Raw genomic sequence first — 12,620 nt, 5'->3', positions numbered from 1 at the left:
ATATGCGCGCCGCGCGATCCGGCTCCCGCCTTTCCGATAGCCAACTCGCCACCCGTTATGCGTCCACGCGCGCGCTAACAATGGCGTTGGCCGAGCCGCTGTCCGATGCCGATGCCACAGTCCAGTCCATGGACGATGCTTCCCCGGCCAAATGGCATCTTGCGCACACCACATGGTTTTTCGAGACCTTCGTGCTGCGCGATTTCGTGACCGGTTATCGCCTGCACGACGATCGCTTCCCCTTCTTGTTCAACAGCTATTATGAAGCGGAGGGCAAGCGCCACAGCCGCGCAGCCCGCGGGATGCTTACGCGCCCCATGCTGGACGAAATCCGCCGCTACCGCCACGCGGTGGACGAGGCGCTGCTGGCTGCGTTGCCGGCCCTTCCGGATCAGGCGCGCGAGATCGTCGAACTGGGCTGCCATCATGAAGAGCAGCATCAGGAGCTGCTTCTCACCGATATCCTGCACCTGTTCTCCCAAAACCCGCTCGAGCCCGCGATATGGCCTGTCGCCCGTCGCCGCCCGGTCGCCCTGCCCGCTAAGTCTGGCTGGATCGAGCATCCCGGCGGCGAGGCATGGATCGGGAATGACGGTGCCGGCTTCGCCTTCGACTGCGAAGGGCCGCGACATCGCACCTGGCTGGCGCCATATGCTATTTCGGATAGACCCGTCACCAACGGCGAATGGGCGGCCTTCATCGCCGACGGCGGCTATAAAAACGCCGCGTATTGGCTGTCCGACGGTTGGGCGTGGGCACAACGCGAGGGCATCGGCGCGCCGCTCTACTGGGAAAGCGGCGATGGCGTTTGGTCCCGTTTCGGATTGGACGGCCGCCAGCCGGTCGATCTCGCCGCACCCGTGACGCATATCAGCTTCTTCGAGGCGGATGCCTATGCGAGCTGGGCGGGGGCGCGCCTGCCGACCGAGGCGGAATGGGAAGTCGCGGCCGGGCGCCATGATCGTGCGGTTGGAAACCTGCTCGATGCTGCCGGCCCGGTCGAACCGCGCCCGCCGAGTGACCCTGGCTTTTTCGGCGATGTATGGGAGTGGACCGGCAGCGCCTATCGCCCCTACCCCGGCTTCCGCACTGCGCCCGGCGCGGTGGGGGAGTATAACGGCAAGTTCATGAGCGGCCAGTTCGTGCTGCGCGGCGGATCGTGCGCAACGGCTCGCGGCCATGCACGGGCGAGCTATCGCAACTTCTTTTACCCACATCAGCGCTGGCAGTTCACCGGCGTGCGATTGGCAACGGACCTTCCATGCTGAAACGCGACGACGAAATACTGGTTACGCTGAACGCGCCCGACGCGGCATTTCGTGCCGACGTCATCGATGGCCTCATGCGTCGGCCACGCGCGATCCCCGCGCGATGGTTCTACGATCATCGCGGCTCGGAACTGTTCGAGGATATCACCGCGCTGCCCGAATATTACCCCACGCGGACCGAAACAGCATTGCTCCAGACGATTGGCCAGGATGTCGTACGACACACCGGGCGTGGCCGGGCGGTTATCGAGTTCGGCTCGGGCTCGTCCGCCAAGACCCCGACGGTACTCACCGCCGTCGAAGCGTCCGCTTATGTCCCGATCGATATATCCGGCGATTTCCTGCACGAATCCGCCCGCGATCTGGCACAACTCTTTCCCGCGCTACCGGTCCATCCGCTGGTCGCGGACTTCATGACGCCCGTGACTTTGCCGTCGGAGGTTCGGGCGTTACCGAAGCTTGGCTTCTTCCCGGGTTCCACGATCGGCAACCTCATCCCATATGCGTCGACCGATCTGCTGCGGATGATGCGCCGAGCGCTCGGTGAAGGAGCGATGCTGTTGATCGGGATGGACCGAATCAAGGATCAGGCGACGCTCGAACGCGCCTATGACGATGCCGCCGGCGTCACCGCTTCCTTCAACCTCAATCTGCTCACACGGATCAATCGCGAACTGGGTGGCACGATTCCGGTCGACGCCTTCCACCACCGCGCGATCTGGAACGCCGAGCGTGCGCGGATCGAGATGCATCTGGAGGCGACGCGCGATATTGCCTTCTCGGTTGATGGCCGTGCATTCTCGATGGCGCGCGGTGAAACGATCCACACCGAAAACAGTCATAAATACGGCCCGCGCGATGCGCGGCTATTGCTCCGCGCTGGTGGATGGACACCGATCGCCGAATGGACCGATCCTGACGAGCAGTTTGCGATCTATCTCGCCGAAGCGCAGCCCGCCCGCCCCGCACCCTGAGCCGGTGCGAGCGGTGGCGCAATCGCGGGATGGGCTGTAGAGCGCGCAGGACATAACGACTGTCAGCCGGGTTTTTACGTGACCGATCCCCATCTGCCGATCTGCGTGGCGGCGCTTTATCGCTTCGCCGCCTTCGATGACTGCCCAGCGATCCGCGCGTCCCTCTACGACCGTTGCGTCGCGCTCGGTGTGAAGGGCACGCTGCTTATCGCTCCCGAAGGCATCAACGGCACGGTGGCTGGCAGCGACGATGCGATCACGCAATTGCTCGCGCTTATCCGCACCTTGCCGGGCTGCGCCGCGCTGGAGCCCAAGTTCTCGCGCGCTGCCGTGCTCCCCTTTCACCGGCTGAAGGTCCGCATCAAGCGCGAGATCGTGACGATGGGGAAGCCGGATATCGATCCGCTCGGCGATGCCGGCCACTACGTCGCCGCCGCCGACTGGAATGCGCTGATCGCTGAGCCGGGCACGATCCTGATCGACACGCGCAACGATTATGAGGTCGCGATCGGAACGTTCACAGGTGCGATCGACCCGGAAACGCCCACCTTCCGCGATTTTCCGGCGTGGTTCCGCGCCAATCGCGACACGCTGCTCCGCGGCGAGACGCAACCTAAAGTGGCGATGTTCTGCACCGGTGGCATCCGCTGCGAAAAAGCCACCGCCTTCCTCAAGTCGGAGGGTGTGGAGCAGGTCTATCACCTGGATGGCGGCATTCTGAAATATCTGGAAACGGTGCCGGCGGCGGAAAGCCTGTGGCAGGGCGAATGCTTCGTATTCGATGAACGCGTGGCGGTATCGCACGGTCTCACGCCCGGCTCCCACGAGTTGTGCCGTGCATGCCGGATGCCGCTGAATGCCGCCGACCGCGCCTCGCCGTTATACGAGGAGGGTGTCAGTTGCCCGCGCTGTCATGCCGAGCGCAGCAACGACCAGCGCGCCCGCTATGCCGAGCGGATGCGCCAGACGCGCTTTGCGGAGAAGCGTGGCGTCGCGCATATCGGCGCGTCATTCGATCCCTCAAAAGCCGGTTAGGGTATCGTGCCGTTTGGAGAAACTGAGAGATCATGCTTCCCGCACGCACGTTCAGCATCTCTATCCGCCAGGCGTCGCGCGCGTTACGAGCGTATCTGACAACCGGACTTTTTTCAGCGCTGAGCTTCGGGCCTGGTGGAATCTAATCCCCGCCGCGATCGGAACGACTAGCTCGCGAACGGCTCCGACGGCCTGATCCGCATCCGCTTCACCCCGCACACCCCTTTGGCATCATGGATAACCGGGTCGAGACGGGCGGCAATGCGCTGATTGACGTGCCGCTGCGCGTGACTGAGAAACGTGACGGCGCGGAGGTCAAGATGCCCCTGTTTAGGCAGCCGGAGACGGCCGACGCGAAATTCGCCGCCGATGCGCGGGGGTCAATCGCGACCTGAGGAAGTTCAAGGTCTTGATCGCCCGATGAGGCATCTTCCCGCCGCCAGTGCCCACCAGCAGATCAACGGCTGAACGAACAGTCGCGGATAATGATAGGCCCAACCAAGGCCCGTGCCGGTCGACAGATCGTGGACCGCGTGGGCGATGTTCGCAGGGTAGACGCACACTGCATAGAGCGCGAGCATCATGCCTGCCAGGGCGCGCGTTCGCGGCACGAAAAGGCCTACGGCTCCCAGAAGTTCGGCCACACCCGTAAGAAGCACGGCCTCATAGGGATAAGGGACGAACGACGGTGTAACCGCCACGAAGATGTCTGGCCGCGTCAGATGCAGGGCGCCCGCCAACAAGAAGAGCGGCGCGATCGTCACTCGTGCCAGATTACCGCGCAAATCCTTCACGAAGGATGATCTGCGCGCGTTCATCGCTTGGCGTTCGGGGATGAAAACAAACCCATCGCGTTATCGTTCATGGAGATATGACGGCGATCATTCGGTACACTGCGGCCATCGAACCGCAGATCGGGCCGGCACCCTAATTTTATGGCGCCGGCCCATACTACAATTACGGGATCATCACCGTATCGATCACGTGGATGACGCCGTTCGACTGCATGACGTTCGGGATGGTTATACGGCCCTTGTGGCCCTTGTCGTCAGCGACCCACCAGCCCTTGCCCGATTTGGTGAAGGTCAGCGTCTCGCCCTGCACCGTCGCATAGGTCGCCTTGCCCATATTCTGCGCTGCCTTCGCGGCGATATCGGCTGCAGTGATGCGGCCGGGCACGACGTGATAGGTCAGCACGGCAGTGAGCTGCGCCTTGTTCTCCGGCTTCAGCAGGGTGTCGACCGTGCCCGCCGGCAGCTTGGCGAAAGCCTCGTTCGTCGGCGCGAACACCGTGAACGGGCCGGGGCCGGACAGCGTATCGACCAGACCGGCAGCCTTAACTGCAGCGACGAGCGTCGTGTGATCCTTTGAATTGACCGCATTCTCCACGATGTTCTTGGTCGGATACATCGCGGCGCCGCCCACCATCGGGTTCGTCGTTGCGGCGATACCGGCGGTCGCACCGGCCGCGAGCGCGGTTGCCAACATCAGCTTACGGATTGCTTTCATGTGCCTGCTCCTGGAACACGCAGATCGCGCGTGCATAGGCAGATACGAACGTCAGCGACGATCGGATGCACTTCAGGCGAGAGAAAGTTTGCCGCTGGCCACCACTGGCCCGGTCGGCCTGCCGGTCGGCGATCCGCCATTCGGCTCGATCGAGATCGCGAGCGTGACGCCCGCGCCAAGCCGTGCGCGCGTCGCGACCGGAAGCGTCATACGCGATGGTCCGGTCGCCGCAAGCACCCCCATCGCCTCCGGCACGCCGTCGCCGCCGATCATCCAAAGCTGCGCGCTTTTGCCGCCCCGCGCTACGGCGGCCTCGCCAACACGCATCTCCCCGGTCGCCATATCGATGACCGCCGGCACCGCCGCCGTCTTGTCGTTCAGCAACAACGAGGCCGCCATCATCTGATGCGGCGCAACGGGCGAAAGTATCGGCCGGACGACGAAAAACAGCGCCAGTGCCGCTGCCATTGCGGCGAGCGTCGCGACGAACGGCCATGATGCGCGCCGTCGCGGCGATCGTGCGGCCAGTCGCTCGGCCACCCATTCGGGCGCGGGAACCTCCGCATACTCATCGAACAACCCGGCGAGGCGATGGCGCCACTCCTCCACCTCGCGCGCGAACGCGGGGTCGGACAGCGTGAGACGCAGCGCTTCCGCGCGCTCCGCGCCGTCCAGCAGCCCAAGCGCGAGTTCGGCGGCAGTCATGTCGGGGCCAGAACCGGGCGCGTCAGTCGACATCGACACACCCTCTCAGTTGCAGCAGACCCCGGCGCACGATGCTCTTCATCGTGCCCAGCGGCAGCCCCTTGCGCGCGGCGAGTTCGGCATAGGTGACGCCGTCGAAGAAAGCGGTTCGGATCGCGTCGCGCGCGCGCTCGTCCAGTGCGTCCATGCAATCACGCAGGCGCCGGGATTCCTCATCGCGCTCGATGAGCGTCAGTTGATCGGGCGATGCGTCTGCCACGTTGTCGGCCTCCTCAATCGGGTTGGATGGCCGCGCGCCGCGCGCACGCACCCAATCGATCGCCCGGTTGCGTGCGATCGTCGCCAGCCAGGAAATGGGGCTCGCCCGTCCAGGTTCGAACGCGCCAGCCCTTTTCCAGATCGTGAGATAGACTTCATGCAACACATCCTCGGCACTGCTGCGGTCTCCACAGATACGCAGGCAGATGCCGAATAGCTTCGCGGATGTCAGCCGATACACTTCCTGAAGCGCCGAACGGTCCTCCGCGCCGGTGCGCAGCAACGCCTCGGCCAGTTGCGCCCGCGCATTCGGCTGATCGGAGGAGGTTGCCACGAACGTCTCGTAACGCGGACACAGTGCGGCGGCAATCGCGTCGCCGTCTCGTTGACCTTCGGACGATATTTTGACACTGTCAGTGCCATAATATGGAGGGGCTGCATGCGCGTACTGCGAACGCCGGATGAGCGATTCGAAAATCTGACCGACTATCCGTTCGCGCCGCGCTATCTGACGGTTACCGACGCGGACGGCACCGAGCTCAGGATCCACTATCTTGACGAGGGGCCGCGCAGTGCGGCGCCGATCCTGCTCATGCACGGCGAGCCGAGCTGGTCATACCTTTACCGCAAGTTCGTTGCCTGGCTGACCGCCCGCGGACATCGCGTGATAGCGCCCGACCTGGTCGGTTTCGGCCGATCGGACAAGCCAGCCGAGCGCACCGACTATACTTACGAGCGCCACGTGGCCTGGATGAGCTGCTGGCTCGCTGCGCTCGATCTTCGGGGCATTACGCTGTTCTGCCAGGATTGGGGCGGGCTGATCGGCCTGCGGCTGGTCGCGGCATTCCCCGATCGCTTCGCGCGCCTGGTCCTGTCGAACACCGGGCTGCCGATCGGGAAGGGATCGTCCCAGGGCTTCGACGCGTGGCTTGCGTTCAGCCAGAACGTGCCTGTGTTCCCGGCTGGCGCGATCGTCAACGGCGGCACGACGCGCGAGCTTACCGCCGCCGAGATCGCCGCTTACGATGCGCCCTACCCCGATGAAAGCTACAAGGCCGGCGCGCGGCAGTTCCCTGCGCTGGTGCCGATCACCGCCAATCACGCGTCCGTCGCGGAGAACAGGGCGGCGTGGCAGGTGCTGGAACGTTTTGATCGCCCGGTCCTCGCGGCGTTCGGCGACAAGGACGCCGTGACCCGCGGCGGCGAGCGCTTGTTCATCGAAACCATCCCCGGCGCGTGCGGGCAAGATCATGTCATTATCGAGGGCGGCGGGCATTTCATCCAGGAAGACGCGCCCGAGCAACTATGCGCGCTGATCGACGGGCTGATCGCACACGATATTGGAGCGGTGCGATGAACTGCGAGAACGCTGTATTTTCGCCGGCCGAGCAGGCGGCGGCATTCTTCAGCGCCGCCGATGACGGCCCGTTTGTCATGCTCAACCTCCTGAAATTCAGGGAGCGCGCCGAATATCCGGACGGCAGTGAAGGGCATCTTTCCGGCCGCGAGGCCTATGCGCGATATGGCGCAGGCGTGCGGGCGTGCCTTCAGGCGGTAGGCGGCGAGGCACTATACGCTGGTGCCATCACCGAAATCATGATCGGCGCGGTGGACGAACTATGGGATATGGTTGCGCTGGCGCGCTATCCCTCCCGTGCGGCGATGATGGCGATGATCCAGCTCCCCGAATATCAGGCAATCGAGAAGCACCGGATCGCGGGGCTCGCAGGCCAGCTCAACATTCGAACCACCCCGGTGGCACGCGCCTGATCTTGGTCAGTCGTTTGGCGGTGTGGTACGGCGCGATGTGCCGGATGCAAAGAGCGCACCGCTTGCATCCCGATCGGGGCCTGAAACGTTAGCGTCCTGCCCGCCGGATCGCCGATCGGGAATATCCCGCCCTGCGGAGTCAGCCTGATGCCGAAGCCTACCATTGCCGATCTGTTTGCCGAAACGCTCCATCTCGCCGGGGTGCAGCGCATCTATGGCGTGGTGGGAGACAGCCTGAACGGACTGACTGACAGTCTGCGCCGCCAGGGCCGGATCGAATGGGTGCACATGCGTAACGAGGAGGCTGCCGCATTCGCCGCCGGAGCAGAAGCGCAGATAACGGGCCGGCTGGCGGCGTGCGCGGGATCTTGCGGGCCGGGCAACATGCACCTCATAAACGGATTGTATGATTGTCACCGAACGCGCGTACCGGTTCTTGCGATCGCCGCGCAGGTTCCGAGCGCGGAAATCGGCTCGAACTACTTTCAGGAAACCCGGCCGGAGGCGCTCTTCCGCGAATGCAGCGTTTATTGCGAGACGATTTCCGACGCGGACCAGATGCCCCGGACGCTCGAAACCGCGATACGCGCGGCGGTCGGCCATCGCGGCGTGTCGGTCGTGGCGATGCCCGGTGACGTGGCATTGCGCGCCGCGACTGGCACGCCCACACGATCAGCGGCGGCGTTGCTGCCGCCGGTCGCCTGCACGGTGCCCGCTGCGGCAGAAATAGCGGCGCTTGCAGCGCTGCTGAACGGTGCGGGAAAAGTGACGATTCTGGCCGGTCGGGGCTGCAAGGGCGCGCACGCCGAGCTGCTGCAGGTCGCCGAACTGCTCCAGGCCCCGATCGTCCATGCGCTGGGTGGCAAGGAGTTCATCGAATACGACAATCCCTACGACGTGGGCATGACCGGACTTATCGGTTTCTCGAGTGGCTACGACGCAATGATGGGGTGCGACGTGCTGCTGATGCTCGGCACGGACTTCCCCTACCGACAGTTTTATCCAGAAAAGGCCAAAGTCGCGCAAATCGACCTGCGGCCGGAAAATCTCGGTCGGCGCGCCGCCATTGACCTGGGGCTGGTTGGCGACATCGCGCCGACGTTGGCGGGGCTGATCCCCTCTCTGAAAGCCGGACGCGATGGCGCGTTCCTGCAATCAGCCCGCGCCGATTACGCGCAAGCGCGCAAAGGGCTGGACGAGCTGGCCCACGGCAAGGCCGGCACCGGCATAATTCATCCGCAGCATGTGGCGCGCGTCGTGAGCGCGCTGGCCAGCGAAGATGCGGTGTTCGCGTGCGATGTCGGCACGCCGACAATCTGGGCGGCGCGCTATCTGAAAATGAACGGGCGCCGCCGACTGATCGGCTCGTTCAATCACGGCTCCATGGCCAACGCGCTGCCACAGGCGATCGGTGCTCAGTCAGCCTGTCCCGATCGTCAGGTCGTGACGCTGTCTGGCGACGGCGGGCTGGCGATGTTGATGGGTGAACTCCTGACCGTTCGCCAACTTGGGCTGCCAGTGAAGATCATCGTCTTTAACAACGGCACGCTCGGGTTCGTGGAAATGGAGATGAAAACTGCGGGGCTGATCGAAACCGGCGTTTCGCTCGACAATCCCGATTTCGCGGCGATGGCGCGGGCGATCGGTCTGCACGGCGTGCGCATCACCGATCCGGGCGAGGTGGAAAACGGGGTTCGCGCGGTGCTGGAGCATCCAGGCCCCGCGTTGCTGGATGCCGTGACCGCGCGCGACGAACTGTCGATGCCACCCAAGATCACGCTGGAGCAGATGAAGGGGTTCACTCTCTATATGGCGAAGGCGATCCTGTCCGGCCGAGGCGACTCGGTGATAGAGCTTGGCAAAACAAACGCGGGACTCTGAAGCGGCTTTTCTAGCGGCATCGGATACGGGCGCAGTGGCGCCATCTTGCCTGCCACCGCCCTAGCCGCAATCCCGATCGCTGCGCGTACCGTTATTCCCTTCCCGACGGATATACCTCCCGAGTACGGATCCGGAGGCTGTTGAGAATCAACGCGCCCAGCCTTCAGCCGCCGGTTCAAGGCTTTCGAGAAACGACGCGGCGCTCGCGCGATAGGCGTCGCGCTGCCCGGACGCCATCCGGTCCCAGTTCGCATACATTTGGGTCATCCGCCTGTTGCGCCGAAAGCGGCGCTCATGGCGCGCGAGGAAGTCCCAATAGAGCGCGTTGAAGGGGCAAGCATCTGCCCCCGTCTTCTGCTTCACGTCGTATCGGCAATGCCCGCAGTGGTCGGACATTCGATTGATGTATGCGCCACCGCCCGCATAGGGTTTTGTCGCCAGCCGCCCGCCATCTGCATGCTGGCTCATGCCGATCACATTGGGCAGCTCCACCCATTCATAAGCATCGGCATAGACCACCAGAAACCAGTCAGCGACATCCTGCGGCCGAACGCCCGCCAGCATCGCAAAATTGCCGAGTACCATCAGGCGCTGGATATGATGCGCGTAGCCATGATCGATCGTGTTGCGTATCGCCTCCGCCATGCAGCGCATGTCGGTATCGCCGGTCCAGTACAACTCTGGCAACGGCCGTTTCGCCTTTAGCGCGTTGGCGTTCGCGACATCGGGCATTTCCATCCAGTAATAGCCGCGAACGTACTCGCGCCATCCGATGATCTGGCGGATAAAGCCTTCCGCGGCGTTGAGGGGCACGTCGCCGGCGGCGTAGGCGTCGGCGGCCGCCTGCGCCACATCGAGCGGCGTCAGCAGGCCAAGATTCAGCGCCGGGCTGAGCCAGCTGTGATATAGCCAATCCTCACCGGTCACCATCGCATCCTGATACGTGCCGAAATCGGGCAGCGCGGTACGGATGAAATGATCGAGCGCACGACGCGCCTGCCCGGCGGTGACTGGCAGCGCAAACTTGTCGAGGCGCCCGAAATGCCCGGAAAAGCGCTTCGCGACCATCGCCAGCACCTCGCCCGTGATATCGTCGGGCGCGAAGTGCATCGGCGCCGGATACTTGATCCCCCGCCGGGGCGGCGCGCGGTTTTCCTTGTCGAGGTTCCACCGCCCGCCTTCGGGCTTGCCATCGGCGCTCATCAGCAGCCCGGTTTTACGGCGCATCTCGCGATAGAAGAATTCCATCGTGAGTTCGGTGCGGGCCTGTGCCCAGGTCTGAAACTCCAGAATACCGCAAACGAAGCGGTCGTCGGGCAGGATATCGACCGGCAGATCAAAGTGCGTCGACCAGCCGTCGATCATCTTCTTCACGCGCCATTCGCCAGGCTCGACGATGCGGATGGATGCCGGCCGGTGCCGTTTGATCGCCCGCGCGACCTCTCCCGTGAAGCTGCCGCTGTTGCCGGGTGCGTCAAGCTGGACATAATCCACGCTCCATCCGGCATTCCGCAATTCCTTCGCGAAATGTCGCATGGCGGAAAGGATCAGCGCAATCTTGCGTTTGTGGTGACGAACGTAGGTCGTTTCGTCCGCCACCTCCATCAGCAGTATCACGGCGTCAGCCTTGGCGACGTCGTGCAAGGAGGCAAGGCTGTGCGAGAGCTGATCGCCAAGCACGGGGATAAGGACGGTCATACGTCGGCTTCAACGTCCAGCCGGACGTGTGGATGCCTCGCAGCGAACAGCTTCGTCGGTGGGACGTCGGCCGGCATGGTCAATCCCCGCCGGCACCGCAAGGCCGTCGTCGGTGGCGCTGTTATCACTCTATTCGGCACCCGATCGGCGCGCGTGTCCGCGCCCATGTCGCACAACGCCATCTCGGCCGTGGCGGCCTAGATTTAGGTAGCTCGGGCATCAAGCGGCGCCCCTTCGTCGCGAGTGCTTTTCGCGAGCACCTTTTTTACCAAAATCGTGGTCCCGGCCAGCGCGGCGATCGGGGCCAGAAGCATGTAGAACGCCGTCGCGCCATGCGCTGCGGCGAACACATGGCCGACGATGAACGAGCCAGTCGTTCCGCCGAGCGCGGAGAATACCACGATCAGGCCCACCATCGGCGGCTGCTCGCTCGCGGGCATGGCGGAGAGAATGGCGGAATTGAGCGCCGGATAGATCGGTGCCATCGCCAGCCCGATCATCGGAAACACGAATGCGGCGATCGGGGCCCGGCTCCAGGCAGTCACCTCGCCATGATGCGCCTCAGCGAGCGGAAGGACCGCGACGATCAATATGGCCATCGCGACGAGGCAGCCGCAGACCAGCGGAAACCAGCCCGTGCGCCGTACGATCACGCCTGCGGCCAGGCGCCCCGCCGCCAGGCTCACCGCGAAGATCGAGGCCGCCTGCACGCTCATCGGCGCAGAGAGACCCAGCAACTCACGGTTGAACGTCGGAAGCCACGAGCCGATGCCCTGCTCCACCAGCACGTAGCAGAAGATCGCGGCGATGAAGCTTAACGAAAGCGGCCGCCAGGCGAGGCGAAGCATCTCGGCGAAACGGCGCTCGGGCGCGGCAGCCTTTTCATTTTGCAGCGCCCGTTCCTCGAACGGCGTTACGACAAGCAGCATCACCACAAGCAGGCAGGCGCCGGCGAGCACATAATATACGTTGAGCCACTGCAGGTTCCCGGGCGCGACCGGATCGATGAACGCGGCGAAGATCCAATAACCGCTCAGCACGCCGAGCATGAATATTCCCTCGATCAGATTGAGGAGCGATGCATGCCGCGCGCTGCCTTGCGTGAGGAGTCCGACGAAACTGTACACTGATACCTTCGCGAGCCCGAAGCCGATCCCGATCGCCAGGAAAACGAGCCGCGTTGTCCAGAATCCCGGTGCCAGCGGCATCGCGAGACAGGCGAGACCAACGCCGCTCAGCGCCACGATCAGCGCGCGACGCAAGCCGAAGCGCGGCAATTGCGCCGCCAGCAGGAAGCTTGTGGCGGCGATCGACAGATCCTTGAACCCTTCAAGCGAACTGGCGGCGCCCTTGGTCACACCGAACGACTCGATGGATTGCAGGATCACCGTCCCGACGCTGTTGAGCAGAACCGCGAAGATGGCATAGCTGAGCGCGAGCGCGATCGTGAGCCGTGTCCTGTTCATCATCCTCCCCTGCCCGGATTGCCCGGACTATGTCTTGACCATTTCCTATTATGAAA

13 protein-coding genes are annotated in these 12,620 nt (G+C 63.9%); 7 read left to right on the top strand and 6 right to left on the bottom strand.

What is annotated here, in order from left to right:
* The first annotated feature begins 2 nt into the window (after window positions 1–2).
* The 4 genes from egtB (at window position 3) to ACM61V_RS08000 (ending at window position 3,672) form a co-directional block, all read left to right on the top strand.
* On the top strand, window positions 3–1,268 hold the full coding sequence (egtB, locus tag ACM61V_RS08015) for an ergothioneine biosynthesis protein EgtB (RefSeq protein ID WP_137787418.1): 1,266 nt from the start codon (window positions 3–5) through the stop codon (window positions 1,266–1,268).
* On the top strand, window positions 1,262–2,242 hold the full coding sequence (egtD, locus tag ACM61V_RS08010; RefSeq protein ID WP_137787282.1) for an L-histidine N(alpha)-methyltransferase: 981 nt from the start codon (window positions 1,262–1,264) through the stop codon (window positions 2,240–2,242). The genes egtB and egtD overlap by 7 nt, the downstream gene beginning before the upstream one ends.
* A gap of 78 nt (window positions 2,243–2,320) precedes the next feature.
* Window positions 2,321–3,277, top strand: coding sequence for a rhodanese-related sulfurtransferase (locus ACM61V_RS08005; RefSeq protein WP_137787283.1), 957 nt, complete (start codon window positions 2,321–2,323; stop codon window positions 3,275–3,277).
* A 233-nt stretch (window positions 3,278–3,510) separates the two neighbouring features.
* Window positions 3,511–3,672, top strand: a complete 162-nt coding sequence (locus ACM61V_RS08000; protein ID WP_249341592.1) for a hypothetical protein — start codon at window positions 3,511–3,513, stop codon at window positions 3,670–3,672.
* A 6-nt stretch (window positions 3,673–3,678) separates the two neighbouring features.
* Here ACM61V_RS08000 and ACM61V_RS07995 read toward each other — a convergent pair whose 3' ends face one another.
* From ACM61V_RS07995 to ACM61V_RS07980, 4 genes are all read right to left on the bottom strand, one after another.
* Window positions 3,679–4,095 carry a DoxX family protein gene (locus ACM61V_RS07995; RefSeq protein WP_137787284.1) on the bottom strand — a complete coding sequence of 139 codons (417 nt, stop codon included), beginning with the start codon at window positions 4,093–4,095 and terminating at the stop codon, window positions 3,679–3,681.
* A gap of 139 nt (window positions 4,096–4,234) precedes the next feature.
* Complete coding sequence (locus ACM61V_RS07990) at window positions 4,235–4,786, bottom strand: fasciclin domain-containing protein (RefSeq protein ID WP_419713930.1); 552 nt, start codon at window positions 4,784–4,786, stop codon at window positions 4,235–4,237.
* Between the two features lie 72 nt (window positions 4,787–4,858).
* Complete coding sequence (locus ACM61V_RS07985; protein ID WP_137787286.1) at window positions 4,859–5,524, bottom strand: anti-sigma factor; 666 nt, start codon at window positions 5,522–5,524, stop codon at window positions 4,859–4,861.
* Window positions 5,514–6,083, bottom strand: coding sequence for a sigma-70 family RNA polymerase sigma factor (locus ACM61V_RS07980; protein ID WP_171007606.1), 570 nt, complete (start codon window positions 6,081–6,083; stop codon window positions 5,514–5,516). The genes ACM61V_RS07985 and ACM61V_RS07980 overlap by 11 nt, the downstream gene beginning before the upstream one ends.
* Before the next feature lie 105 nt (window positions 6,084–6,188).
* Between ACM61V_RS07980 and ACM61V_RS07975 the strand changes: the two genes are divergently transcribed.
* The 3 genes from ACM61V_RS07975 to poxB all read left to right on the top strand — a co-directional run bounded on the left by ACM61V_RS07975 (window position 6,189) and on the right by poxB (window position 9,400).
* Window positions 6,189–7,106 (top strand): haloalkane dehalogenase, encoded by a 918-nt coding sequence (locus ACM61V_RS07975; RefSeq protein ID WP_137787287.1) that lies wholly within the window; start codon window positions 6,189–6,191, stop codon window positions 7,104–7,106.
* The gene (locus tag ACM61V_RS07970) at window positions 7,103–7,519 is read left to right on the top strand and encodes a DUF1330 domain-containing protein (protein WP_419713929.1); all 417 of its coding nucleotides are present in this window, start codon (window positions 7,103–7,105) and stop codon (window positions 7,517–7,519) included. Before ACM61V_RS07975 ends, ACM61V_RS07970 begins: the two co-directional genes overlap by 4 nt.
* 147 nt (window positions 7,520–7,666) lie before the next feature.
* Entirely contained in the window at window positions 7,667–9,400 is a 1,734-nt protein-coding gene (poxB, locus tag ACM61V_RS07965; protein ID WP_419713928.1) for a ubiquinone-dependent pyruvate dehydrogenase, read from the top strand.
* Window positions 9,401–9,547: 147 nt separating this feature from the next.
* On the opposite strand, the gene ACM61V_RS07960 is transcribed toward poxB, so the two are convergent.
* Both ACM61V_RS07960 and ACM61V_RS07955 read right to left on the bottom strand, forming a co-directional pair.
* Entirely contained in the window at window positions 9,548–11,098 is a 1,551-nt protein-coding gene (locus ACM61V_RS07960; protein WP_137787290.1) for a cryptochrome/photolyase family protein, read from the bottom strand.
* Between the two features lie 203 nt (window positions 11,099–11,301).
* Entirely contained in the window at window positions 11,302–12,564 is a 1,263-nt protein-coding gene (locus ACM61V_RS07955; protein ID WP_137787291.1) for an MFS transporter, read from the bottom strand.
* Window positions 12,565–12,620: the final 56 nt, after the last annotated feature.

The sequence above is a fragment of the Sphingomonas sp. TX0543 genome (genome assembly GCF_048565505.1).
Lineage (GTDB): Bacteria > Pseudomonadota > Alphaproteobacteria > Sphingomonadales > Sphingomonadaceae > Sphingomonas.
The sequence above is the reverse complement of the archived record's forward strand: the minus strand, read 5'-3'. Positions and strand labels throughout refer to the sequence as shown.